Source organism: Bradyrhizobium lupini (assembly GCF_040939785.1).
Taxonomy (GTDB): Bacteria; Pseudomonadota; Alphaproteobacteria; order Rhizobiales; family Xanthobacteraceae; genus Bradyrhizobium; species Bradyrhizobium canariense_D.
In genome coordinates, this window is record NZ_CP162553.1 from 3,473,195 (window position 1) to 3,498,362 (window position 25,168).

Annotated in this window: 20 protein-coding genes and 1 pseudogene; 11 read left to right on the top strand and 10 right to left on the bottom strand. The window is 63.6% G+C overall.

The window, feature by feature from the left end:
- Window positions 1-32: 32 nt before the first annotated feature.
- Window positions 33-563: a methylated-DNA--[protein]-cysteine S-methyltransferase gene (locus AB3L03_RS16365; RefSeq protein ID WP_368508914.1), complete on the bottom strand. Its 531-nt coding sequence runs from the start codon at window positions 561-563 to the stop codon at window positions 33-35.
- 90 nt (window positions 564-653) lie between these two features.
- Between AB3L03_RS16365 and AB3L03_RS16370 the strand changes: the two genes are divergently transcribed.
- The 3 genes from AB3L03_RS16370 (at window position 654) to AB3L03_RS16380 (ending at window position 3,837) form a co-directional block, all read left to right on the top strand.
- A complete protein-coding gene (locus AB3L03_RS16370; protein ID WP_231189569.1) occupies window positions 654-1,016 on the top strand; it encodes a DUF1304 domain-containing protein in 363 nt (120 codons plus the stop codon).
- Between the two features lie 135 nt (window positions 1,017-1,151).
- A complete protein-coding gene (locus AB3L03_RS16375; RefSeq protein ID WP_026233046.1) occupies window positions 1,152-2,378 on the top strand; it encodes an ABC transporter substrate-binding protein in 1,227 nt (408 codons plus the stop codon).
- Window positions 2,379-2,610: 232 nt separating this feature from the next.
- Window positions 2,611-3,837, top strand: a complete 1,227-nt coding sequence (locus AB3L03_RS16380) for an ABC transporter substrate-binding protein (protein ID WP_085385519.1) — start codon at window positions 2,611-2,613, stop codon at window positions 3,835-3,837.
- An 84-nt stretch (window positions 3,838-3,921) separates the two neighbouring features.
- Here the strand turns inward: AB3L03_RS16380 and AB3L03_RS16385 are convergent, their stop codons facing one another.
- Window positions 3,922-4,347, bottom strand: a complete 426-nt coding sequence (locus AB3L03_RS16385; protein WP_018455884.1) for a DUF1330 domain-containing protein — start codon at window positions 4,345-4,347, stop codon at window positions 3,922-3,924.
- A gap of 167 nt (window positions 4,348-4,514) precedes the next feature.
- Between AB3L03_RS16385 and AB3L03_RS16390 the strand changes: the two are divergent.
- Window positions 4,515-6,727 (top strand): annotated as a pseudogene (locus AB3L03_RS16390) (transglycosylase domain-containing protein).
- Between the two features lie 355 nt (window positions 6,728-7,082).
- Complete coding sequence (locus tag AB3L03_RS16395; RefSeq protein ID WP_085361949.1) at window positions 7,083-7,742, top strand: hypothetical protein; 660 nt, start codon at window positions 7,083-7,085, stop codon at window positions 7,740-7,742.
- A gap of 175 nt (window positions 7,743-7,917) precedes the next feature.
- Here AB3L03_RS16395 and AB3L03_RS16400 read toward each other — a convergent pair whose 3' ends face one another.
- From AB3L03_RS16400 to AB3L03_RS16415, 4 genes are all read right to left on the bottom strand, one after another.
- A complete protein-coding gene (locus tag AB3L03_RS16400; protein WP_026233044.1) occupies window positions 7,918-8,757 on the bottom strand; it encodes a M48 family metallopeptidase in 840 nt (279 codons plus the stop codon).
- Window positions 8,758-8,974: 217 nt separating this feature from the next.
- Complete coding sequence (locus AB3L03_RS16405) at window positions 8,975-10,303, bottom strand: polyhydroxyalkanoate depolymerase (RefSeq protein ID WP_018455880.1); 1,329 nt, start codon at window positions 10,301-10,303, stop codon at window positions 8,975-8,977.
- Window positions 10,304-10,424: 121 nt separating this feature from the next.
- On the bottom strand, window positions 10,425-11,243 hold the full coding sequence (locus AB3L03_RS16410; protein ID WP_018455879.1) for an ABC transporter permease: 819 nt from the start codon (window positions 11,241-11,243) through the stop codon (window positions 10,425-10,427).
- A gap of 109 nt (window positions 11,244-11,352) precedes the next feature.
- Entirely contained in the window at window positions 11,353-12,156 is an 804-nt protein-coding gene (locus AB3L03_RS16415) for an ABC transporter ATP-binding protein (RefSeq protein ID WP_085349757.1), read from the bottom strand.
- Between the two features lie 105 nt (window positions 12,157-12,261).
- On the opposite strand from AB3L03_RS16415, the gene AB3L03_RS16420 reads away from it, so the two are divergent.
- Together AB3L03_RS16420 and AB3L03_RS16425 are read left to right on the top strand one after the other, a co-directional pair.
- Complete coding sequence (locus tag AB3L03_RS16420; protein ID WP_018455877.1) at window positions 12,262-13,572, top strand: ActS/PrrB/RegB family redox-sensitive histidine kinase; 1,311 nt, start codon at window positions 12,262-12,264, stop codon at window positions 13,570-13,572.
- Window positions 13,573-13,674: 102 nt separating this feature from the next.
- Complete coding sequence (locus AB3L03_RS16425; RefSeq protein WP_007598178.1) at window positions 13,675-14,229, top strand: ActR/PrrA/RegA family redox response regulator transcription factor; 555 nt, start codon at window positions 13,675-13,677, stop codon at window positions 14,227-14,229.
- Between the two features lie 121 nt (window positions 14,230-14,350).
- Here the strand turns inward: AB3L03_RS16425 and AB3L03_RS16430 are convergent, their stop codons facing one another.
- Complete coding sequence (locus tag AB3L03_RS16430) at window positions 14,351-14,839, bottom strand: MmcB family DNA repair protein (protein WP_018455876.1); 489 nt, start codon at window positions 14,837-14,839, stop codon at window positions 14,351-14,353.
- Window positions 14,840-15,097: 258 nt separating this feature from the next.
- Between AB3L03_RS16430 and AB3L03_RS16435 the strand changes: the two genes are divergently transcribed.
- Entirely contained in the window at window positions 15,098-16,795 is a 1,698-nt protein-coding gene (locus tag AB3L03_RS16435; RefSeq protein WP_018455875.1) for an alpha-amylase family protein, read from the top strand.
- A gap of 158 nt (window positions 16,796-16,953) precedes the next feature.
- Here the strand turns inward: AB3L03_RS16435 and AB3L03_RS16440 are convergent, their stop codons facing one another.
- A complete protein-coding gene (locus AB3L03_RS16440; RefSeq protein ID WP_368508915.1) occupies window positions 16,954-18,552 on the bottom strand; it encodes an alpha-amylase family glycosyl hydrolase in 1,599 nt (532 codons plus the stop codon).
- Between the two features lie 171 nt (window positions 18,553-18,723).
- On the opposite strand from AB3L03_RS16440, the gene AB3L03_RS16445 reads away from it, so the two are divergent.
- Window positions 18,724-19,404: an MBL fold metallo-hydrolase gene (locus tag AB3L03_RS16445; RefSeq protein WP_085361953.1), complete on the top strand. Its 681-nt coding sequence runs from the start codon at window positions 18,724-18,726 to the stop codon at window positions 19,402-19,404.
- A gap of 118 nt (window positions 19,405-19,522) precedes the next feature.
- Here AB3L03_RS16445 and AB3L03_RS16450 read toward each other — a convergent pair whose 3' ends face one another.
- Complete coding sequence (locus tag AB3L03_RS16450; protein WP_368508916.1) at window positions 19,523-20,689, bottom strand: PHB depolymerase family esterase; 1,167 nt, start codon at window positions 20,687-20,689, stop codon at window positions 19,523-19,525.
- Between the two features lie 141 nt (window positions 20,690-20,830).
- Window positions 20,831-22,243, bottom strand: coding sequence for an MFS transporter (locus AB3L03_RS16455; protein WP_368508917.1), 1,413 nt, complete (start codon window positions 22,241-22,243; stop codon window positions 20,831-20,833).
- A 230-nt stretch (window positions 22,244-22,473) separates the two neighbouring features.
- On the opposite strand from AB3L03_RS16455, the gene AB3L03_RS16460 reads away from it, so the two are divergent.
- Both AB3L03_RS16460 and AB3L03_RS16465 read left to right on the top strand, forming a co-directional pair.
- Window positions 22,474-23,709 carry an LLM class flavin-dependent oxidoreductase gene (locus tag AB3L03_RS16460; RefSeq protein ID WP_018455870.1) on the top strand — a complete coding sequence of 412 codons (1,236 nt, stop codon included), beginning with the start codon at window positions 22,474-22,476 and terminating at the stop codon, window positions 23,707-23,709.
- Window positions 23,710-23,773: 64 nt separating this feature from the next.
- Complete coding sequence (locus AB3L03_RS16465) at window positions 23,774-25,150, top strand: cytochrome P450 (protein ID WP_094183357.1); 1,377 nt, start codon at window positions 23,774-23,776, stop codon at window positions 25,148-25,150.
- Window positions 25,151-25,168: the final 18 nt, after the last annotated feature.

Here is a 25,168-nt window from a genome sequence, read left to right on the forward strand (position 1 = left end):
CGCCAATCGCTCAACCGTTGTCAAACAGGCGCTTAGACCGCCACGCCTTCATGCCGCAGCAGCCAGCGCTTGCGCTCGAGGCCGCCGCCATACTTCACCAGAGAACCATCGGCGCCGATCAGGCGGTGGCACGGCAGCACCACGCTGATCGGATTGGAGCCGTTGGCATGGCCGACGGCGCGAATGGCTTTGGGCGTGTCGATCCTTGCGGCGAGCGCGCCGTAACTCATTGTGGTGCCGACAGGGATTTGCGCCAATGCATTCCAGACCTTCTGCTGGAACGGCGTGCCGGCGATGCGCCAGGCGATGTCTGAGAGCTGGCCGAGATCGCCGTCGAAATAGTCCGACAGCGCAGTCCGCATGGCCGCGGGCGCGGGCTGGTCACTCAGGTCCACCAGACCGTAATGCAGGCGCAAGAGCTCGCGCATGCGGTGCTCGTAATCCTCCCAGTCGAGCGCGCGCAAGGCGCCCTCAGCGTCGGTGATCAGCAGCGCGATCCCGATCGGCGTCGCCAGCCGATCGAGGCCGAAGCTTACAGGCGGTTTGGTCGGTCGCGCGGGCATTGCGGCACCATTGCATCGAAACACGCCATCGCACTTGCCACGCCAGCCGTGCTAGCGTCCACCCGAAAGCTGACGCTGGGGGAGCTCAACTTGATCTGGATCGCGAATATCCTGGTGGCGCTGGTCGCCGCACTGCACGCTTACTTCCTGATCCTGGAGATGTTGCTCTGGGACAAGCCGCAGGGCTTGAAGGTTTTCCGCAACACGCCGGAGAAGGCAGCGATCACCAAGGTGCTGGCCGCGAACCAGGGACTCTATAACGGTTTCCTGGCCGCCGGCCTGGTCTGGGGGCTGGTGCACGGCAATCCGGCCTTCGCGTTCCAGATCAAGGCGTTCTTCCTGCTCTGCGTGATCGTGGCCGGCGCTTATGGCGCGGCGACCGTCAGCACGCGGATCCTGATCGTGCAGGCGCTGCCGGCGGCGCTCGCGCTGTTGGCCTTGTTCCTGACCTGAGATGCCATAGCGCGGCACCGCGATCCTTGCGCGGCGCCTGCCGTTCCTCCACAATCTCCGACAGCGATGGCGACCGTTGGCAATCAACGGGACAAGACCGTCGGTCGGAAATTCCGTCAGGAGGAACAAGCCCACATGAGCAATCGCAGAGCCTTCATCACCGCCACGGCGGCGCTCGCCTTCGCGTTCTCCGCCAACCAAGCTCTCGCCCAGAAGAAATACGACACCGGCGCGAGCGACACCGAGATCAAGATCGGCCAGACCGTGCCGTTCTCCGGGCCCTATTCCGTCTACGCCAATATCGGCAAGACCCAGGCCGCCTACTTCAAGATGATCAACGATCAGGGCGGCATCAACGGCCGCAAGATCAATCTGATCCAGTATGACGACGCCTATTCGCCGCCGAAGACGGTCGAGCAGGTGCGCAAGCTCGTCGAAGGCGACGAGGTGCTGTTCACCTTCCAGATCATCGGCACGGCCGCGAACGCTGCCGTGCAAAAATATCTCAACGGCAAGAAGATCCCGCAACTGCTGGCCTCGACCGGCGCCGCGCGCTTCAACGATCCGCAGAACTATCCCTGGACCATCGCCTATAATCCCAACTACGTGTCCGAGGGACGCATCTACGCCAAGTACATCCTCAAGGAGCATCCGAACGCCAAGATCGGCGTGCTCTACCAGAACGACGACATGGGCCGCGACTATCTCGCCGGCCTCAAGAGCGGTCTCGGCGACAAGGCAGCCAGCATGATCGTCGGCGAGGTGTCCTACGAGGTCACCGATCCGACGGTGGACTCGCAGGTGGTCAAACTGAAGTCGTTGGGCGCCGATCTTTTCTATGATGCCTCGACACCCAAATTCGCGGCGCAGGCGATCAAGAAGGTCGCCGAGCTCGGCTGGACGCCGGTGCACATCCTCGACATCAACGCGAGCCCGATCTCGGCGACGTTGAAGCCCGCCGGTCTCGACATCTCCAAGGGCATCATCTCCACCCAATACGGCAAGGAGCCCGGCGATCCGCAGTGGAAGGACGATCCGGGCGTGAAAGCGTTCTTTGCCTTCATGGACAAGTATTTCCCCGAAGGCGACAAGCTCAATACCGTCAACACCTATGCTTATTCAGTCGCCGAATTGCTGACGCAGGTGCTGAAACAGTGCGGCGACGACCTGTCGCGTGAGAACGTGATGAAGCAGGTCGCTAACATCAAGGACTTCACCCCGAGCTTCGCGCTACCCGGCATCAAGATCAACACCGGGCCGAACGACTACCGCGTCAACAAGCAGATGCAGATGATGAAGTTCAACGGCGAACGCTGGGAGCTGTTCGGCCCGATCATGGAGGATGCGGGTCCAGCGGGTTAGCCTCTCGGATATCTCATAGGGCGGGTTACGCCCGGCGGACTGCACTTCGCGCATCCGCCGGCGCTGGCCCACCTTACAAACCTGCTGCGCAGCCGCGCATGCTACGAACTGCGGGCGCACGCCCAAACTTGCGTTGCAACAACGCCTCATCCACTATCGCCGTCAGCGGTGACATCAGGTGCGCACAGGCGCACCTGATTGATCACCGGCAACAAACATTGAGGAAATGCGAATGAGGAATGGAATGCTGCATCTGGCCACGGCAACGGCGCTGACCCTGGCGCTATCGGTCTCGGCGGCCAATGCCCAGAAGAAATATGATCCGGGGGCGAGCGATACCGAGATCAAAGTCGGCCAGACCGTGCCGTTCTCGGGACCGGCATCGGCCTACGCGTCGATCGGCAAGACCCAGGCCGCCTATTTCAAGATGATCAACGACCAGGGCGGCATCAACGGCCGCAAGATCAATCTGATCCAGTATGACGACGCTTACTCGCCGCCAAAAGCAGTGGAGCAGGTGCGCAAGCTGGTCGAGAGCGACGAGGTGCTCTTGACCTTCCAGATCATCGGCACGCCATCGAATGCGGCCGTGCAAAAATATCTCAACTCCAAGAAAGTGCCGCAGCTGTTCGCGGCCACCGGCGCCTCGAAGTTCACGGACCCGAAGAACTTTCCGTGGACGATGGGCTACAACCCTAACTATTTCGTCGAGGGCCGCATCTACGGCCAGTACATCCTGAAGGAATATCCAAACGCCAAAGTCGGCGTGCTCTATCAGAACGATGATCTCGGCAAGGACTATCTGAACGGCATCAAGGCCGGGCTCGGCGACAAGGCCGCCAAGATGATCGTCAACGAGTCCTCCTACGAAGTCTCGGACCCGACCGTCGATTCGCAGATCCTCAAGATCAAGGATGCCGGCGCCGATCTGTTCTTCAGCGCCAGCACGCCGAAGCAAGCGGCGCAGGCGATCAAGAAGATCGGCGAGATCGGCTGGAAGCCGGTGCAGATCGTCGACATCAACGCCACCTCGGTCGGCGCGGTGATGAAGCCTGCCGGTCTCGACGCCGCCAAGGGCGTGATCAGCGTCAATTACGGCAAGGATCCGCTCGATCCGACCTGGAAGGACGATGCCGGCCTGAAGAAGTATTTCGACTTCATGGCGAAGTACTATCCGGACGGCGACAAGGATTCGAACTTCAATACCTACGGCTACGGTACCGCCCAGCTTTTGGCCCACGTGCTGCAGCAGTGCGGCGACAACCTGACGCGCGAAAACGTCATGAAGCAGGCGGCTTCGCTGAAGGACGTGACCAGCGATATCGCCCTGCCCGGCATCAAGGCCAACACCTCGGCGACCGACTACCGCGTCAACAAGCAGCTTCAGATGATGAAGTTCAACGGCGAACGCTGGGAGCTGTTCGGCCCGCTCCTGGAAGATGCGGGTCCGGCGGGTTAGTTCTCTCGGAGCAAGCAGGTGAGGCGTGGATGGCCGAGTCAAGCCCGGCCATCCACCTTGAGGAGGGAGTTCCGCCGACGCCGCTCAGGCCGGCACCTCGCCAAAGTTCTTGCCCACCGGCAGCACCGCGTGCCGAATGAGCCGTGAATCCTCCACGGCGGCCTGCCTGTGCTTAACCGCTTCGCGATAGACGGGATCGCGGATCATCTCGACGAACGCGGCGACGCTTGGGTATTCGGCGATGAAGCAATGGTCCCAGCGCTCAGTCTCGGGGCCGATCAGCATCAACTCGAATTTGCCTTGCCAGACGATGCGGCCGCCGAGGCGTTCGAACACCGGGCCGCTCTCGCGGCCATAGGCCGCATAGGCTTCCGCGCCGCTCGCCTTGCGGCCATCTGGATAGGCTGCCTCCTTGCGTAAGCGCACCAGGTTGAGCATGTGGATCGGGCCGGGACGGTCGTTGTCCCGGAACTGCGCGAAAATCTCCTTGGTTGGATCGATGTGGCCCATCTGAGTTTCCTTTTCTTTTATGCCGGCGATCCTAGCTCTGCCGACCTCCCAGCGGAACTGCGGCCAGCGAATGCCGCACCTCCTAATCGCGCGTTAAGCTCTGGGTAACCGGGCCTTAAACAGCGACCGCTAGCGTGCGGCGGGGCGGGCTGACCGGGCGTTTGCGTATGGGGTTGGGAAAGAAAAAGGGTGGGCGGAAGGAGCCGTTGTTCGGCTTGCCTGCGGCACTCGCCGATCTGCGCCTGACCGCGGCCGACCGCATTCCTGGCGGCGATGAGAGGCCGAAGAAATCAACGAAATCATCTGCCAAGCGCAAGAGCGAGGATGCCGGCGACGAGCCGCCGCGCGAGCGGAAGGCGCCAGCCGGCCGCGGCAGTGCCAAGCGCCGATCCAAGTCACGCATCGGCGCGAGCCTCGGCCGCCTGGTCTATTGGGGCGCGGTGCTGGGCCTGTGGGGCGCGATCGCCGTGATCGGCGTCGTGATCTATGTCGGCGCTCATCTGCCGCCGATCCAGTCGCTGGAAATCCCCAAGCGGCCGCCGACGATCCAGATCGTCGGCATGGACGGCAGCATGCTGGCGCAACGCGGCGAGATGGCCGGCGCCAACGTCTCGCTGAAGGATCTGCCGCAATATCTGCCCAAGGCGTTCATCGCCATCGAGGATCGACGCTTCTATTCGCATTTCGGCATCGATCCCGTGGGCATCCTGCGCGCGCTCGTCACCAACGTGCTCCATCGCGGCGTGTCGCAGGGCGGCTCGACGCTGACGCAGCAATTGGCGAAAAACCTGTTCCTGACCCAGGAGCGCACCATGGCGCGCAAGCTGCAGGAAGCGGAGCTCGCGATCTGGCTGGAGCGCAAGCATTCCAAGAACGAGATCTTGGAGCTCTATCTCAACCGCGTCTATTTCGGCTCCGGCGCCTACGGCGTCGAGGCCGCCGCGCAGCGCTATTTCGGCAAATCGGCCAAGAACGTCACCGTCGCGGAAGCGGCGATGCTGGCCGGTCTCGTCAAATCGCCCTCGCGGCTCGCGCCTAACCGCAACCCCGAGGGCGCAGAAGCGCGCGCGAAAATCGTGCTCACGGCGATGGCGGATGCCAAATTCATCACCGAAGCGCAGGCGCAGGCCTCGATCGGCCAACCCTCCTACAATGTGAAGCCGGTCGGCGCCGGCACGGTCAATTACGTCGCCGACTGGATCGGCGAGGTGCTGGACGATCTGGTCGGCCAGATCGACGAGAGCATCAAGGTCGAGACCACGATCGATCCGAAGCTCCAGAGCGTGGCGGAAGCCGCCATCATCGACGAGCTCGCGGCCAAGAGCGTGAAATTCAATGTCAGCCAGGGCGCACTGGTGGCGATGACGCCCGACGGCGCGGTTCGCGCCATGGTGGGCGGGCGGAACTATTCCGAGAGCCAGTACAACCGCGCGGTCACCGCCAGGCGCCAGCCGGGCTCCTCGTTCAAGCCGTTCGTGTACCTGACCGCGCTCGAGCAGGGGCTGACGCCCGACACGGTCCGCCAGGACGCGCCGATCGAGGTCAAGGGCTGGAGGCCTGAGAACTACACCCACGAATATTTCGGCGCGGTGACGCTGACCCAGGCGCTCGCGATGTCGCTCAACACGGTCGCCATTCGCCTCGGCCTCGAGGTCGGGCCGAAGAACGTGGTGCGCACCGCGCACCGGCTCGGCATCTCCTCGAAACTCGAGCCCAACGCCTCGATCGCGCTCGGCACCTCCGAAGTCTCGATGGTCGAGCTGGTCGGCGCCTATGCACCCTTCGCCAATGGCGGCTTCACGGCGACGCCGCATGTCGTCACGCGGATCAGGACGCTCAGTGGCAAGCTGCTCTACATGCGCCAGGCGGACGAGCACAACCAGGTGGTCGACCCGCGCTATGTCGGCATGATGAACGCGATGATGCGGGAAACGCTGATCAGCGGCACCGCCAAGAAGGCGGAGATCCCGGGCTGGCCAGCGGCCGGCAAGACCGGCACCAGCCAGGACTACCGCGACGCCTGGTTCATCGGCTACACCGCCAACCTCGTCACCGGCGTGTGGCTCGGCAATGACGACAACTCGCCGACCAAGAAGGCCACCGGCGGCGGCTTGCCGGTCGAAGTCTGGTCGCGCTTCATGCGCACAGCGCACGAGGGCGTGCCGGTAGCAGCCTTGCCGAGCTCTCCAGGTGGCTGGGGCCTGTCGAACCTGGCGCAGGCGACGTCGCAGGTGTCGCCGCCAACAGCGGCAGCGCCCGGACCCGCACCGGCCAGCAACGGCGGCTATCGCCCACCCCCACGCGCGCCAATGCGCGACCGGAGGCAGCCGCAGGACTCGATGGCTGGCTGATGGACCGGCTGTTCGGCGGGAATCGCTAGCGCCGACCTGAGGTCCGGGTGACCTCAAAACAAAAACAAGCGAAAACAACCCCATGCACAGTAGCCGAGGATAACGAAATCAACGGCTTGCGTGAGTCGCAAGACGGCTGATTCTGACAGCAAAGCCATTTGACACCTCGGGCAAAACAGAACCGTTCGGCCATCATCCCGAACGCGGCCGCTATCTCGGCTCTCCCGGTTCGCCACCGGTGTCGTCTTCGGCAAGTCCTGCCTACCATGGCAAAATCGGCCGATCCCCGCAGCTCCCGGAACGCAAAAACACCAGTCTCTTCAAGCTCCGGTCGGCGGCCCGGGATTTGCTCTCACAGGTTGAGCAAGTATCGGAGAGCGTTCCATGATGTCGGGTGTATCCAGCGCGGCGTTGCCTCATCTGCGACCCGCATCAACGTCCGCTTCGAATAGGACATCGAGTCTTCAGCCGGCGGGACCGGATGCGACTGATGCTGCGACCGACGGCTTTCGGATTGACGTCTCGCAGGTCAAGCCCCTGACAGGCGCCAAGTCGATATCGGCGGCGGACAATCCTCACCTGCGCGACCTCATGGCAACGAACTGGCTGATGACCCATGACACGAGCGCAACTCAGTCGGTCGTCTCGGACGATGCCACTGAGAACACCTATGCTCAGGTGAAGGTCGACGGCAAGGTGGTCGCCACCCTGTACAATGGCGGGTCCTCAACGATGACCAACGAGGCGGCTGGAAAGATCGGCAAGCTGGAGGATCCACCCGATCTGAGTGGACCAGATCTGGCGCAGTGGCGGGCCGACAGATACGCCGAGCGGCTCGGTGGCACCGTTGAAAAAGCTTCCACCGCGATCACGCAATCGCAATGGACCCCGCGTGAAAGCAGCTCCGCAACCTATAGCCGCGATCAACTCGACGCAGCCTTCCAGGCGATGCTGGCCGAGGGCCAGAAGGCCGGCGTGCAATTGCAGTCATCCTATCTCGCCTCGCGCACGCAGCCGGGGACAAGCGCGGATGTCAGCGCCTGAGCAGAGGGATGAATTGAGTACGCGCGGACGTCGCTGCATTCTCAACTGTCATTCCCGCGAACGCGGGAATCCAGTACGCCGCGGCCTCTCGGTTCAATAACAACCGCCTCGGAACACTGGATCGCCCGGTCGAGCCGGGCGATGACAGCGTCAGATGGAGGTTGGCAGCGAGGGCCTAATCCTCGACCCCGTAGCGGTGCAGGTCGTTGCCGTACGTATCGAGCCACTTCTTGGCGCGCTCCATCGACGGGCAGACCTTGCCGCAGACGCGCCAGAACCGCGCCGAGTGGTTCATCTCAACGAGATGGGCGACCTCGTGGGCGGCGAGATAGTCGAGCACGTACGGCGGCGCGAGGATCAGGCGCCAGGAGAACGACAGCGAGCCGGCCGAGGTGCAGGAGCCCCAACGACTGGATTGATCGCGGATCGAGAGCCGCTTGACCTTGACGCCGAGCTCGGCGGCATAGGATTCCGCCGCACGCTGAAGGTCGCGGCGAGCCTCGCGCTTGAGGAAGTCGCTGATGCGACGGTCCGCATGCTCGACGCCGCCGGCGACGCAGAGAATGCGCTCCCCGCTGTCGCGCACTTCCGTCCACACCGTACCGCGCGTGCCGGCGCGATGAACGATGCGATGGGCCGTGCCGCGAAGTGGTATCACTGTGCCAGGCTGGAACGGCGCGGCCTTCGGCAAACGGCCGAGACGTGCCGCGATCCACGCGCCGTGGCGCTGCGCGAAGTCTTTTGCTTCGGCGAGCGTGCCGCGCGGCGGCATGGTGAGGATGGCTTCGCGATCGCTCGGATGAATTCTGAGCGTGTAACGGCGCGCGCGGCGATGCCGGCGCAGTCGAATCGCAAAATATTGCGATCCATGGGTGATCAGGAGGGTCTTCGGCTCGTGGGGCCGCCGATAGAGGAGTGCGCGAGTGGCCATGTCTGTCAGTCCGGGGGGCAGGAGAGCGCCCGGATTCTGCCATAACCGCCGCCAGGGAAAGCGCTCGGCGCAAAAACAAATCATTTGCCCAATATACAGGGGTCTGGCGTCCGGGAGACCCTACAGACTGGGGTTGGAACCGGCTTTTTTCGCCCCCGTTCGGCGCATGTGGCACCCCCAAGGGGTGAGGTTGGACTCACTCCTACAAAGCTACCTAAATACCGCGAATCTAGCGGGAACTCGCCCCTGTCGGAGCCTCCGACAGGGCGTCGATTTTCAGCGGGAAAGCCGAAAAACGCGATTATTCGGCCGCGAGAGCCTGCAATGAGCTCGGATTCGCCGCCGAGACCATGAAGTCGTGGATGCGCGGCACGATTTCCGATTTGAAGCGCGAGCCATTGAACACGCCGTAATGTCCGACGCCCTTCTGGACATAATGAACGCGGCGGTGATCGGGAATCGAGCTGCACAATGTGTGCGTTGCTTCGGTCTGACCGATGCCGGAGATGTCGTCGTTCTCGCCTTCGACGGTCATCAACGCGACGCGCGTGACCTTGGAGGGATCGACGCGTGTTCCACGATGGGTCATCTCGCCCTTCGGCAGCGAATGCTTCACGAACACGGTGTCGACGGTCTGCAGGTAATACTCGGCGGAGAGATCCATCACCGCGAGATATTCGTCGTAGAAGTCACGATGCTTGTCGACGAGGTCGCCGTCGCCCTTCACCAGGTTGGCGAATAGCTGCTTGTGGGCATCCATATGCCGGTCGAGATTCATGCTGATGAAGCCGTTGAGCTGCAAGAAGCCCGGATAGACGTCGCGCATCATACCCGGATGCGGGAACGGCACCTTGGTGATGACGTGGTTGCGGAACCAGTCGATGCCGCGCTCCTGGGCCAGGTTGTTCACCGCAGTCGGATTGCGCCGGGTGTCGATCGGGCCGCCCATCAGCGTCATCGAGGTCGGCACAAAGGGATCGCGTAGCGCTTCCATAATCGAAACGGCAGCGACGACGGGAACCGAGGGCTGGCACACCGCCAGCACATGCGTGTTGCCGCCGAGGACATGCAGCATCTCGATGACGTAGTCGATGTAGTCGTCAAGATCGAAGCGGCCGTCGCTGAGCGGCACCATGCGGGCATCGGCCCAATCGGTGATGTAGACCTCATGCGCCGGCAGGAAAGCCTCGACGGTACCGCGGAGGAGCGTCGCGTAATGGCCGGACATCGGAGCGACGATCAGCACGCGTGGATGCGGACTGCGCAGTGGACGGGCGAACTTGCGATCGAAGTAGAGCAGGCGGCAGAACGGCTTTTCCCAGACCGAGCGGACCTCGACGGGAACGCGGATGCCGTTGACCTCGGTGTCGTTGAGGCCCCATTCCGGCTTGCCGTAGCGGCGGGTGGTGCGTTCGAACAATTCGCAGGCCGCGGCAACCGACTTGCCAACCTCGGTGCGTGCCCAGGGGTTCAGCGGATTCTGAAACAGGAGCTTGGTCGCGTCCGTGATCGCACGCGCTGGATTGAGAGAGGCTTGCCCCATCTCGTACATCCAGTACATCGGCGTCGTCAGGACAGGACTGCCTTCGGCCACCAAGGGCGGCGCGCCGCCAAACTCACCAATCGGCATCGCTATATTCCTCTTCGCATCGCAGCATACTGCCGAATGCGTAATATTGCGTCAATGCATGGTTCCGTACATCTACGTGGCCGAGGTGCCCAAACCGGGCAGAATCCACGAGAAAGTGACGTTATTCGCCGCCTGACAGCAGCGAGCCCTGCATCCTGGCGCTGCGCAAAAGGGCAAGGAATGCCCCAAAAGATGCAAGCAACAGCACCGCGTTGATGGCCAACGCGCTCAGCATCAGATCGGTCCTGAAGGTGTTTTCGATCAGCAGCGCGCGCATCCCTTCGAACACGTAGGTCGGCGGCAGCGTCCAGGCGATGTATTGCAACCAGACCGGCAGCACGCTGACGGGATAGTAGACGCAGGCGAGCGGCATGATGCCGAACATCAAGGTCCAGACGATGCTCTCGGCGCCGAGGCCGTTTCGCAGCACCAGTCCGGAGACGAAAATGCCGACCGACCAGCTCGTGAAGATCAGATTGCAGAAGAACGCGATCAGCGGCACGCCGAGCGCATAAACATTGAAGTGAAACAGGAATAACGCGAGCAGCGTCATGGGGATGACGCCGATCGCGAGCCGGATCAGGCTCATGATCATCAGGGACAGCAGAAATTCGATCGGCTTCAACGGGCTCATCATGAGATTGCCGAGGTTGCGCGCCCACATCTCTTCCAGGAACGAGATCGAAAAGCCGAGCTGCCCGCGAAACAGGATGTCCCAGAGAATGACGGCGCCGATCAGGGTGCCGCCGGCACGCGCGAAGAAGTTGGCATTCTGCGCGATGTAAAGCTGCAGAAAGCCCCAGGTGATGACCTGCAGCGCCGGCCAGTAGAGCAGCTCGAGCAGCCGCGGCCAGGACGACAGCAACAGGTACCAATAGCGCAGGATCATCGCGCCAATGCGGTGGACGGAGATGCCGCGGTGGAGGGAGAGTTCGGTCATTGCGGCACCGCGTAGCCCGAATGAGCGAAGCGATATCCGGGACCTTGCTGGCGGCGTTCCCGGGTATCGCTTCGCTCACCCGGGCTACGGTCGCAACATACGGCCTGGCTCATCGTGCCACCTCCTGCGCGCCGTTCACCCTTCCGCGCGCGACGTCCAGAAACACCTCTTCCAGCGTGGTGCGGTTGTAGCGGGCCATGATGGCTTCGGGCGTATCGTCGTCCTCGATACGGCCGCGCTTCATGATGATGACGCGATCGCAGAGCCGCTCGACCTCGAGCATGTTGTGCGACGCCAAGAGGATGGTGGCGTTGTTCGCCATGCGATAACGCTCCAGATGCCCCCGCACCCAGTCGGCGGTGTCGGGATCGAGCGAGGCGGTCGGCTCGTCCAGCAACAGCAGCTCGGGCTGGTTGATCAGCGCCTTGGCAAGCGCAACGCGCGTCTTTTGTCCTGCGGAGAGCTTGCCGTTGGCGCGGTCGATGAACTCGGTGAGATCGAGATCGTCGGCGAGCTCAGCGATGCGATCGGAGAGGTTCTTCACCGCATAGAGCTTGCCGAACACCGTGAGGTTCTGACGCACCGTGAGCCGCATCGGCATGTCGACATAGGGGCTCTCGAAGTTCATCCGACCCAGCACGGACGCGCTGTCCTCCGGCATCCGATGCCCGAGCACCTGCACGCGGCCGGAGGTCGGCAGCACGAGGCCCATGATCGTCGCGATGGTCGTGGTCTTGCCGGCGCCGTTGCCGCCCAGCAGCCCCGTGATGCTGCCGCGCGGAAGCGAAAAGGAGATGTCGTCGACGGCGCGGGTCTGCTTGTAGACCTTGACCAGGTGATCGACCGCGATTGCCGCGGAGAGGCTGCGATCCGCGACAGTCGGCCAGCTTGAAGCCTTGTCATTCTCCGTCATGCTGGGCGTTCTTCTGCTATTGCAGCGGAGAGCGCAAGGCTTGTAATCCGGCGGTTCCGTGAGCCGCGCGCTTGTGATCGAGAAGGCACCGCCCCATTGGCCGAAATGACCGAACTTGCCGCTTCCGACTTTCGCCCCGCGCAGCGGCATATCCGCCTGGATACGATCCTGCGACTGCGCTGGCTCGCGGTGCTCGGCCAGCTCGCCGCGATCTTCATCGTGGCGCAGGGGCTGGAATTCAATGTCGAGATCGTTCCCTGCGTCAGCATCATCGCCCTGTCGGCGGCGCTCAATCTGGCGCTCCAGACCGTGTCCAATCCGCTGCAGCGGCTGGAGCCGATGCAGGCGGCCGGACTGCTCGCGCTCAACATCGTGGAGCTGGCGGGTCTCCTGTTCTTCACCGGCGGACTCCAGAACCCGTTCTCGTTCCTGTTCCTCGCGCCCGTGCTGATCTCCGCGACGGCGCTGCCGGCCCGCTTCACCTTCGGCCTCGGCGTGCTGGCTGTCGCCTGCGCCTCGGTCCTGTTCTTCTTCCATCTGCCGCTGCCCTGGGATTCTGATGATCCGCTGGTGCTGCCGCCGATCTATCTCGTCGGCGTCTGGCTCTCGATCGCGCTCGCGATCGGCGTCACCAGCCTCTACTCGTTCCAGGTCACCGAGGAGGCGCGCAAGCTCGCCGACGCGCTGGCCGCGACCGAGCTGGTGCTGACGCGCGAGCAGCATCTGACCCAGCTCGACGGCCTGGCCGCAGCCGCAGCGCACGAGCTCGGCACGCCCCTCGCGACGATCTTCCTGATCTCGCGCGAGCTGGAGAAGACGGTGAAGGAGCCGAACTTTGCCGCCGACCTGAAGACCCTGCGCGAGCAGACGCAGCGTTGCCGCGACATATTGAGCAAGATCACCCAGCTCTCCTCCACCGGCGCGCCGTTCGACCGCATGAAGCTGTCGGAGCTGATCGAGGAGGTGGTGGCGCCGCACCGCGATTTCGGCGTCGATATCAAGGTGCGCATCGCCGTCGCCATCGTGGCCGAACCGGTCGGCTCGCGCAATCCGGCGATCCTCTACGGCGTCGGCAATATCGTCGAGAACGCGGTCGATTTCGCCCGCACCACCGTCGAGGTGAATGCGTGGTGGAACAAGGACACAATCGAGCTCGTGATCTCCGACGATGGTCCCGGCATTCCGCCTGACATCCTGAACCGGATCGGCGAGCCCTATTTGTCGCGGCGGCGCAGCAAGGACGAAGGCGGCGGCCTCGGGCTCGGCGTGTTCATCGCGCGCACCTTGCTGGAGCGCACCGGCGCCAAGGTCTCGTTTACCAACCGGACCTTTCCCGACCATGGCGCAGTGGTCCAGATCACGTGGCCGCGAGACCGTTTTGAGGCTATCGAGACCTTCGAAGAAACAATAGGATAGCCGCGACCTTGCGTCGCACAACGGGGCCGATCGACCATTGGCGCCCTTGGCACCGCCCGATTGCGCCGCCATATGTAGACGCGCTGGAGAGAGGACGAAACCTTGAACGCCATCGCCGAACTGAACGAACAGACCGACCGCTCGCTGCTGATCGTGGAGGACGACAAGCCGTTTCTGGAGCGGCTGTCGCGCGCCATGGAAACGCGCGGCTTTGCGGTGACGTCATGCGACACCGTCTCGGACGGTCTGGCGCAGATCGGCAAGGCGGCGCCGGCATTCGCCGTGGTCGATCTGCGGCTCGGTGATGGCAACGGTCTCGACGTGGTCTCGGCGCTGAAGAAGAAGCGCCCCGACGCCCGCGCGATCGTGCTGACCGGCTATGGCAACATCGCCACCGCCGTCACCGCGGTGAAGATGGGCGCGGTCGATTATCTCTCGAAACCCGCGGACGCCGACGACGTCGTCGCGGCGCTGCTTTCGACCGGCTCGGACAAGTCCGAGTTGCCGGCGAACCCGATGTCGGCCGACCGCGTGCGCTGGGAACACATCCAGCGCATTTACGAGATGTGCAACCGCAACGTCTCGGAGACGGCACGCAGGCTCAACATGCATCGGCGCACGTTGCAGCGGATTTTGGCCAAGCGCGCGCCGCGATAACGGTGCCGTAGGGTGGGCAAAGGCGCAAAGCGCCGTGCCCACCATGTCTGCTTCAATCTTTGACCTGGATGGTGGGCACGCTCCGCTTTGCCCACCCTACGGCATCGCGCTCGCGGCGCCGCTATTCCCAAAACTCCGCATGCCCCTGCGGATCGACCAGCCGGTTGATCCGCAACGCCGCCGCCATGGCGAACCGCACCGTCATCTGCTTGCGCGTGGCCGCAGCGAGCTTGTGCTCGGGCGCCTCGCATTGCAGGTGCGCACCATAGGCATCCGCGATGATCAAGCCGGTATCTTGCGGAAAGATCTCGCAAGGCAGGTCCTGCGTGAAGGCGAAGAACAGCCGGTCGCAATGCGCCCGGTATTCGTGCCATTTCTGATCGGCGCGCAAATCCTCCACCGACGATTTGATCTCGACGATCCAGACCTCGCCGCGTTCGTTCAGCGCGACGAGATCGGCGCGTCGCCCCGAGGGCAGCGGCAATTCGCTGATGCAGGTGAAGCCGAGCGAGCGCAGCAACCGCGCCGTCCCGCGCGCGATCGCCAGCGCCGTCTCGGATTGTCGGCGGTCCGGCGGCGGTACGAGGGCAATGCGGGCGGTGTTGTCCATCGGGGGAGGATAGCCGATTCCTCCGTCGTCGTCCTGGCCTAGTGCGCAATTGCGCACGGGAGCCAGGACCGTGACCCAAGGGATCGTTGGTGCACGAGGGGATCACCACCAGTCCTCGTCAAATTTCGGCCTGTGGTATTCGGTCCTGGATCTGCGCTTCGCTTGTCCAGGACGACGGCGGGGTACGGAACCGCTCTCGCTCTTAACACTTATCACGCAGCCGCCGCACCTCGGCGGAACCACCGAGGCTGCGCGCGCATGATCGACGATCTCTGGTACAAGAACGCCATCATCTATTGCCTGTCCGTCGGCACCTATATGGATGCCAACGGCGATGGCATCGGCGATTTCAAGGGCCTGTTGCGCCGGCTCGATTATCTGCACGGCCTCGGCATCACCACGATCTGGCTGATGCCGTTCCAGACCTCGCCCGGCCGCGACGACGGCTACGATGTCGCGGATTATTACAGCGTCGATGCCCGCTACGGCACGCTCGGCGATTTCGTCGAGTTCACTCATGGCTGCAAGCAACGCGGCATTCGCGTCATCATCGATCTCGTCGTCAACCACACCTCCGACCAGCATCCCTGGTTCAAGGCGGCGCGGAGCGACAGGAATTCGCCCTACCGCGATTGGTATGTCTGGTCCGACAAGAAGCCGGCCAACGCCAATCAGGGCATGGTCTTTCCCGGCGTTCAGAAATCGACATGGACGCGCGACAAGGAAGCCGGCGCCTGGTACTTCCACCGCTTCTACGATTTCCAGCCCGACCTCAACACCTCGAACCCGCGCGTGCAGGCCGAGATTTTGAAGATCATGGGCTTCTGGATCCAACTCGGCGTCTCAGGCTTTCGGATGGATGCCGTGCCTTTCGTCATCGCGACCAAAGGCGCCAAAGTGAAAAAGCCGGCCGAACAATACGACATGCTGCGGACGTTCCGTGAATTCCTGCAATGGCGGCAGGGCGATGCCATCATCCTCGCCGAGGCCAACGTGCTGCCGAAGACGGACATGGAATATTTCGGCCGTGATGCCGACCGCATGCATATGATGTTCAATTTCCAGGTCAACCAGCATCTGTTCTATGCGCTGGCCTCGTCCGATTCCCGCCCGCTGGGGAAAGCGCTGAAGGCGACCAAGCCGCGGCCCGCCTCGGCGCAATGGGGCCTGTTCCTGCGCAATCATGACGAGCTCGATCTCGGGCGATTGACCAAGGCGCAGCGCGACACCGTGTTCAAAAGCTTCGGTCCTGACAAGGACATGCAGCTCTACGACCGCGGCATTCGCCGTCGCCTGGCACCGATGCTCGGTGGCGACCGCCGGCGGCTCGAGCTCGCCTACAGCCTGATGTGCACGCTGCCGGGAACGCCCGTGATCCGCTACGGCGACGAGATCGCGATGGGCGATGATCTTTCGCTCCCCGAGCGCAATTGCGCGCGCACGCCGATGCAATGGTCGACGGAGCCGCATGGCGGCTTCACCACCAGCGACAAGCCGGCCTTGCCCGTCATCGACGAAGGACCGTACGGCTATCCGCACGTCAACGTCGCCAAGCAGCGGCGCGATCCCAACTCGATGCTGAACTGGACCGAGCGCATCGTCCGCATGCGCAAGGAGGTGCCGGAGATCGGCTGGGGCGATTTTTCGATCATCGCGACGCGCGATCCCGCCGTGTTCATCATGCGCTATGACTGGCGCAACAATTCCGTGCTGTTCGTGCACAATCTCGACGAGAAGCCGCGCGAGATCGCGTTCTCGGCGGGGCTGCCAGGCGAGGCCGGCGCGCACCTGATCAATCTGCTCGCGGAGGACCACAGCCACGCCGACAAGCGCGGCCAGCACCGCGTCGTGCTGGAGCCCTATGGCTATCGCTGGTACCGCGTCGGCGGATTGGACTATCTGTTGAAGCGGAGCGATATCGACGGGACGGTGCGAGGGAACAAGCATCCGGGGTAGTCAGTGCGACCACGCACTCCGTTGTCGTCCTGGCGAAAGCCAGGACCCATTACCCCAATAGGTGATTGTTGTACGAAGCTATCACCACGAATCTTCGTCAAACCACTCCCTGGGGCAATGGGTCCTGGATCTGCGCTTCGCCTTGTCCAGGACGACGGTCAGGGTGGCGTGATGATCACGCCCTCGTTGCCGCGCAGATCCAGCACGCCTTCGATCCGCTCTCGCTCGCGATCCAGGAATGTCGACAGCAGAATCTCGCTGCCGAACCTGATCGCGCTGGTGGTGACCGCGATCGGCTCAGGGCCGAGATTGAGCACCACGGTCACCGCCCTGCCCTCGGCCTCGCGGCGATAGATCAGGAGATCGCCTTGCGCGGCAAGCGGATGATAGTCGCCCGCGACCAGCGGCGGACAGCCCTGCCGCAACGCGATCAGACGCTTATAGAGCGTCAGGATCGAACGTGAATCGGCCTCGAGATCGACGACGTTGTTGCGGATGTGATCCTCCGGCAGCGGCAGCCATGGCCTGACGTCCGAGAAGCCGGCGAAGTTGGAAGAATCCCACTGCATCGGTGTGCGGCAGCCGTCGCGGCCGACACCGATGCCGGGCACGTTCTTCTCGAAGGGGTCGCGCACGTCCTCGGGCGCGATCGCGAGCTGATGCATGCCGATCTCGTCGCCATAGTAGAGCGTCGGCGTGCCGCGCAGCGTCAGCAGCAGCATGGCGGCGACGCGGGCCTGCTCCGGCCCGACGCGGCTTGCGACGCGTGGACGGTCATGATTGCCGAGCACCCAGTTCGGCCAGGCGCCCTTCGGCAGCGCCTTCTCGTAATCCTCGACGATTTTCTCGATCGAGCGCGCGCTCCAGAAGGTCGAGAGCAGCGCGAAGTTGAACGGCATCTGCGCGCCGGTGAGATCGTTGCCGTAATAGGCCATGAGGCGATGCAGCGGCAGATAGATCTCGCCGATCAGGACGCGGGCATCATAGGCATCCGTGACGCGGCGCATCTCGGCGATGACGTCGTGCACCTCCGGCTGGTCGGTGGAATATTGCGTCATTATCTTTTCGTTCGGCGGCCGGCCCTCGGCATAATGCGGATTGGGCGGGTTGTCGCGGAACTCGGCGTCCTTGATCAGATGCCAGATCACGTCGACGCGAAAGCCGTCGACGCCTTTCTCCAGCCAGAACCGCATCACGTCATAGATTGCCGCGCGGACATCGGGATTGCGCCAGTTGAGATCCGGCTGCTGGGCGAGGAAGGCGTGATAGTAGTATTGGCCGGTGGTCTCGTCGAACTGCCACGCGCTGCCGCCGAACTCGGACAGCCAATTATTCGGCACGCCGCCACCCTCGTCCGGGTCGCGCCAGATGTACCAGTCGCGTTTGGGATTGTCGCGCGAGGAACGGCTCTCGACGAACCAGGGATGCTGGTCCGAGGTGTGGTTCGGCACGAGGTCGAGGATCAGCTTAAGGCCGTTGTCGTGCGCGGCGGCGAGAAGCGCATCGAAATCCGCCATCGTGCCGAACAGCGGCTCGATGCCCGTGTAGTCGGAGATGTCGTAGCCGAAATCGGCCATCGGCGAGGGGAAGATCGGCGACAGCCAGATCGCGTCGACGCCGAGCGATTTCACATAAGGTAGCCGCTGCAAAATGCCGGCGAGATCGCCGACACCGTCGCCGTTTGAATCCTGAAAGGAGCGCGGATAGACCTGATAGAAGATGCCGTCGCGCCACCAATTGCTGCCGCCCTGAGCCATGCGGGAAATCCATCCAAAACTGCTTGTTGCGCGGGAGAACGCGGAAGGAGCGCTCCGGTTCAAACCAGCAGGCGAATTGGGACGGCCGTGTGACGATGTCTGCGGTTGTTCCCAGGCCCCGGGGAGAAATCTTTTGCTTGGCGGCATGGCAAAAATCGGCATTGTGGCGCCATGACCGAGCAAAACGAGACACAAGCTGAGGCCAGCGCGAAGGCAGGCGCGATCATCGTCCCCGTGACGCTGTTCGAGCAGAATTGCACCATCATCTGGGACGAGCCTTCCAAGAAGGCCGTGGTGATCGATCCCGGCGGCGACGTGCCGAAGATCCTGGACGCCATCAAGCAGACCGGCGTCACCGTGGAGAAGATCTGGCTCACCCACGGCCATATCGACCATGTCGGCGGCGCGGCCGAACTGCGCGACGCGCTGAAGGTGCCGATCGAGGGCCCGCACGTCGCGGACAAATTCCTGCTCGACAACGTGGTCGAGAGCGGCGCGCGCTTCGGCATGACGGGGGTGCGCAATTTCGAGCCGGACCGCTGGCTCGACGAAGGCGACAGCGTGGCCATCGGCGATCTCCAGTTCGAGATCTATCATTGCCCCGGCCACTCGCCCGGCAGCGTGGTGTTCTTCAACAAGGACTTGCGCTTCGCCCATGTCGGCGACGTCCTGTTCGCGGGCTCGGTCGGTCGCACCGATCTGCCCGGCGGCAGTCACGCGACGCTGATCGACTCGATCAAGACCAAGCTGCTGCCGCTCGGCGACGATGTCGGCTTCATCTGCGGCCATGGCGCCGGCTCGAGCATCGGCCAGGAGCGGATGACAAATCCGTTCATCACCGGCGAGATGTGAGCGCCTATTCCGCGGCGTCTGCGAACGCCGCGGGCTGGCTCAGGTTGCGGTCACCCCATTCGCGGATCGCAGCGACGACGGGCACAAAACTCCTGCCTTATCGGCGCGACGGCCTGAGTTACTTCATCAATCCCGCGGCCGTGAGCGCGCGCGTAATGATCTGGCCGAGATCGAAGCCGCGGGCCTCCTCGCGCTTCGGCTCGGCCGGCTCTTCGGCGATCGCGGCGCGGATCGAGCGCGCCAGATGCGGCGCGGGCGAGCGGGCCGGCGTCGGCTTTGCCTCCGCCTTCTTCGCAGCGTCGGGAATCCAGCCGGTGAGGCCGAAGAATTTGGCGATGTGATAAGACGAGGAGATGCCGGCCTCGATCAGGAACGCGCCTTCCACGCCATAGCGCTGGTCGTTGTCGGCAAGGCCGAGCGGCGTGCCGTGGGCCATGTCGGTGATGGCGTAGGACTCGACGAGCGTCTCGCCGTCCTTGTTCCACCAGGCCTGGCGCGGATAGCCGTCGATGTCAGTTTCCGCCATCGGCGCCTCGGGCAGATCGTGCAGGTCGAGCCATTGCTTGACGATCTCGTTGGCATTGCCGGGATTGACGGTGCGATCGGCGCTGCCGTGCCACACCGAGATCCTCGGCCAGGGCCCGCGATGATTCGAGGCCCGCCGCACCAGATCGCCAAGTTCACGCGCCGGCCGCTCCGGGGAATGAAACATCCCGTCGAGCGCCTCGCGCAGATTGGTCGCGATGCCGTAGGGAAGTCCCGCGATCACCGCACCGGCCGCGAAGAATTCAGGGTAGGTCGCGAGCATCACCGACGTCATGCCGCCGCCGGCCGACAGGCCCGTGATGAAGATGCGGCGGGGATCGACGCGATGGGTTTCGGTCATATGCGCGATCATCTCGCGGATCGAACAGGCCTCGCCGCTGTCCCGTGCCATGTCTTCCGGATTGAACCAGTTGAAGCAGGTGTTGCTGTTGTTGATGCGCTGCTGCTCCGGCATCAACAGCGCGAAGCCGTAGTGCTCGGCGAGCGTCGACCATCCGGCACCGAGGTCGTAGCTTGCCGCCGTCTGGCCGCAGCCGTGCAGCACGACGACGAGCGCGCGCGGCTTCTGCAGTTGCGGCGGCACGAACGCGAACAGGCGCAGATTGCCGGGATTGTCGCCGAAGCCCGTGACCTCTTGCAACGGACTGGACGCATCGGCGCTCCGGCCAAACTCGGCGAAGCGCAATCCGTCCAGCTTTGGCAGACGTCTCAAGAGATCGACATTTCTGGTTAACGACACGGCAGCTCCTGGCAGGCGACGTTCAACGTCCACCCAAACCAAATAGTTGCTGCAGCGCAAAATAAAAAGACCGTGTGCTGTCGATGAGGTGCTAAATCTCAGGAAAACCTGCAGAAATCAGCACGTATTGACCGCAATGCCTCAACTTCGTGCAGATACAACGCGCATCCACGCCAGGAACGCGGTGCAGATCATGATTAATGTCACGAACAGCGCGAGCGAGACGAGAAATCCTGCGCGCGCTGATTGCACCGCTTCGACGGCGAAAAACACGGCGCCGATTGCGGCCACTCCGGCCGCATTTCCGATCTGCGCCGTGGTGCCGTACATGCCGGAGGCAGAACCTGCGGCCACAGGCTTCACCGTCGAGAGCACCGCGCCGGAGAGCGGCGCCATCACCAGCCCCTGACCGTAGCCGAACACGACCATGGTGAGCGCGAGCAGGAGCGCAGACGGCGCGTCGACAGAGAACGCGACCAGCGCAAGCGCCGCGAGGCCCCCGATCTGAAGCGCGCAGCCTTCGATCAAGACCCTGGTGCCGCGATGGCGCGCCCGTGCGCCGCTGTGGCGCGAGGCCACGACGAAAGCGAGCGCGAGCGGAATGAAGGCCATGCCGGCCGCGAGCGGCGGGATTTTCAGCCCTCGCTGCATGAACAGCGTCATGACCAGATAGAACGAGAGATTGGCGGAGAAGAAAAAGAACGCCGCGCCAAGGCCGCGCAGGAAAGCGGCGTCCGCCAGCAGCGAGAGATCAATCAGCGGCATGCCGCCGGCGCGTGTCACCGCATGCTCCAGCTTCGGGAACCCCAGGAGGATCGCGGCGCCGACCGCCATCACCAGCCACAGCCACGGTGCCCAGCCGACATCGTGACCCAGCAGCAGCGGACCGATCATGCACAGCAATCCGGCGAACAGGACGATGCTGCCCGTGATGTCAAGCCGTGTGCCGGCGCGATGCGGTGCCGAGGGCATGATGCGCCAGGCCGCCACCGCGATCACGAGACCGCACGGCACATTGACGAAGAACACCGAGCGCCAGCCGGTGCCGGCGAGATCGATCGTGACCAGGAGACCACCGAGCAGAAAGCCCGCGGCACCCGCGAGTCCCAGCACGATGCCGTAGATGGCGAAGGCGCGGTTGCGCTGTTCGTCGGTGAACAGGAGATGCAGCGTCGCCAGCACCTGCGGCACCATCAGCGCGGCGGAGGCACCCTGCGTCAATCGCGCGACGATCAACTCCGAACCGGATCGCGCCAGTCCGCACCACAGCGACGTCAGGGTGAAGCCGAGCAGACGTGCCAGGAACACGTTCCTGGTGCCGTGAATGTCCCCAAGCCGGCCGGCGGTGACGACCAGCGTGGCATAGGCGATCAGGTAGATCGCGATGACGGATTCGATCTGAGCCGGCGACGCCTTCAACTCGACCGCGATGGTGGGAATGGCGACGTTGACCACGAAGGCATCGACGCCGAACATGAACTGGGCGGCCACGACGATCGCCAGCACCCACCAGCGACGCGACGTGTCGACCTGCTTTGTGACGGTTTGATGCATCGGCGCGTGATCCTCGGATGTCCTTGCCGATCATCTCAGACCGCATGCGGCGCCGCGATTACCTCGAAGGTAGGATCCTCGCGCGTTCCGCCTCTCTCAGCGTGCCGGGAGAGGAAGACGACATACGCATGGCTGCATTCCGCCGCGCGGGACATCGCACGATTGCGTTCGCTGTCTCCAGCACGTAGCTTCGCGCCACAAACAAAAAAATGTAAGCCGGAGAGAACGCCATGGCGCGCCTGAAGTTCGGAGCCTTCCTTGCCCCGCATCATCCGATCGGGGAGCATCCGATGCTCCAGTTCCGGCGCGATCTCGACCTGGTCGAGCAGTTGGATAGCCTCGGTTATGACGAGTTTTGGTGCGGCGAGCATCATTCCTCCGGCTGGGAGATGATCGCCTCCCCCGAGATGTTCCTGGCGGCCGCCGGCGAGCGCACCAAGCGGATCAGGCTCGGCACCGGCGTGGTGTCGCTGCCCTACCATCATCCCTACAACGTCGCGCAGCGCATGGTGCAGCTCGACCACATGACCGGCGGCCGCGCCATCTTCGGCTCGGGTCCCGGCGCGCTCGCCTCCGACGCGCATACGCTCGGCATCGATCCGATGACGCAGCGCGACCGCCAGGACGAAGCGATCGGCGTGATCCGCCGCCTCTTCAGCGGCGAGCGCGTCACGGCGAAGAGCGACTGGTTCACCATGAACGACGCTGCGCTGCAGCTCCTGCCGCTGCAGGAGGAGATGCCGTTCGTCGTGGCCTCGCAGATCTCGCCCTCCGGCATGACGCTCGCCGGCAAATACGGCATCGGCATCATTTCGCTGGGCTCGATGACGACGCAGGGGCTGATGTCGCTGCAGCAGCAATGGCAGTTCGCCGAGGACGCGGCGAAAAAGCACGGCACCAAAGTCGATCGCGCGAACTGGCGCGTGCTGCTGACCTGGCACATCGCCGAGACCCGCGAGCAGGCGCGCCGCGAGGCCGGCCCCGGCCTAATGCGCTGGCACAATGAATATAATGTCGGCACGCTGCAACGGCCCGGGCTCACCGCGTTCGCCTCACCCGACGAGGCGGTGGACAAGACCGCCTTCGTCGACGGCGCAGCCTCCGTCATCGGCACGCCGGACGACCTCGTCAAGATGATCAAGAACGTGATGCAGGTCTCCGGCGGAATCGGCGCCGTCATCGGCTTCGTGCACGACTGGGCCAATCCGGAGAACACGCGCCGGAGCTGGGACATGGTCGCGCGCTACGTGGTGCCCGAGATCAACGGCTACATCGACGGCTTGCGCAAGTCGCAAAAATTCGTGATCGAGAACCGCGCGATCTTCGAGCGCGCGGGACAGGCCGTGATGGCCAAGATCATGGAAAACGAAAAGGCCGCCGAGGCGCTGAAGGTGACCGGCGCCGGCCGCGTTGCGATTCCGGCCGTCAATGCGCCGGATTTGCAGAAGGAAGCGGCGAAGCGGTAGGCGCGGAGTCATCGCAGCTGGATTGTGTTATGTTGGCCGGGTCCAGCCAACCGGAGCAATCGTCATGTCGATGCAGAATGTGGCCGCCCCTGCGCACGGCTTCACTCCGCCCAAGCGCAACGAGCTGACCCACATCCCCGGCGACGAAGGCTGGCCGATCATCGGCAAGACCTTCCAGGTGCTCGCGGACCCCAAAGGGCATATCGAGGCGAACGGCGCCAAATACGGCCTCGTCTATCGCACGCATTTCTTCGGCGAGACCAATATCGTGCTGCTCGGCCCCGAGGCCAACGAGCTCGTGCTGTTCGACCAGCAAAAGCTGTTCTCCTCGACCCATGGCTGGAACAAGGTGCTCGGCCTGTTGTTTCCGCGGGGATTGATGCTGCTGGATTTCGAGGAGCACCGGCTGCACCGCAAGGCGCTGTCGGTCGCATTCAAGTCCGGCCCGATGAAGTCGTATCTGAGCGATCTCGACCGCGGCATCGCCGCCCGCGTCGCGCAGTGGAAGGCCAAGCCCGGCGAGATGCAGCTTTATCCGGCGATGAAGCAGCTCACGCTCGATCTCGCCGCCGCGTCCTTTATCGGCGCCGATATCGGGCCGGAGGTCGACGAGATCAACCGGGCCTTCATCGACATGGTCGCCGCTGCCGTCGCCCCGATCCGCCGACCGCTGCCCGGCACGCAGATGGCGGCCGGCGTCAGGGGACGCAAGCGCATCGTGGCTTATTTCCGCGAGCAGATTCCGCTGCGACGCGGCAATCTCGGCGGTGATGATCTGTTCTCGCAGCTCTGCCGCGCAACCCACGAGGACGGCGCGCTGCTCTCGGAACAGGACATCATCGACCACATGAGCTTCCTGATGATGGCGGCGCACGACACGCTGACCTCGTCGCTGACGTCGTTCATTGGCGAACTCGCGGCAAATCCCGGCTGGCAGGACAAGCTTCGCGCGGAAGTCATGGCGCTGGGGCTCGCCCCTGACGCGCCAAGCAGCTTCGACGATCTCGAAAAGATGCCGCTGTCGGAGATGGCGTTCAAGGAAGCGCTGCGGATCAAGCCGCCGGTGCCCTCGATGCCGCGCCGCGCTATGCGCGATTTCAGCTTCAAGGGTTTTTCGATTCCGGCCGGCACCGCGATCGGCGTCAATCCGCTCTACACCCACCACATGAAGGAGATCTGGCCGGAGCCGGACCGCTTCGATCCTCTGCGCTTCACCGAAGAGGCCCAGCGCAACCGCCACCGCTTCGCCTGGGTGCCGTTCGGCGGCGGCGCGCATATGTGCCTCGGCCTGCACTTCGCCTACATGCAGGCCAAATGCTTCGCGCGGCACTTCCTGCAGAACATCGAGGTATCGCTGGAGCCGGGTTACAAGCCCGACTGGCAGATGTGGCCGATCCCCAAGCCGCGCGACGGATTGCGGGTGCGGGTGAAGGCGGTTTGAGCATCGCAGTCGTCATTG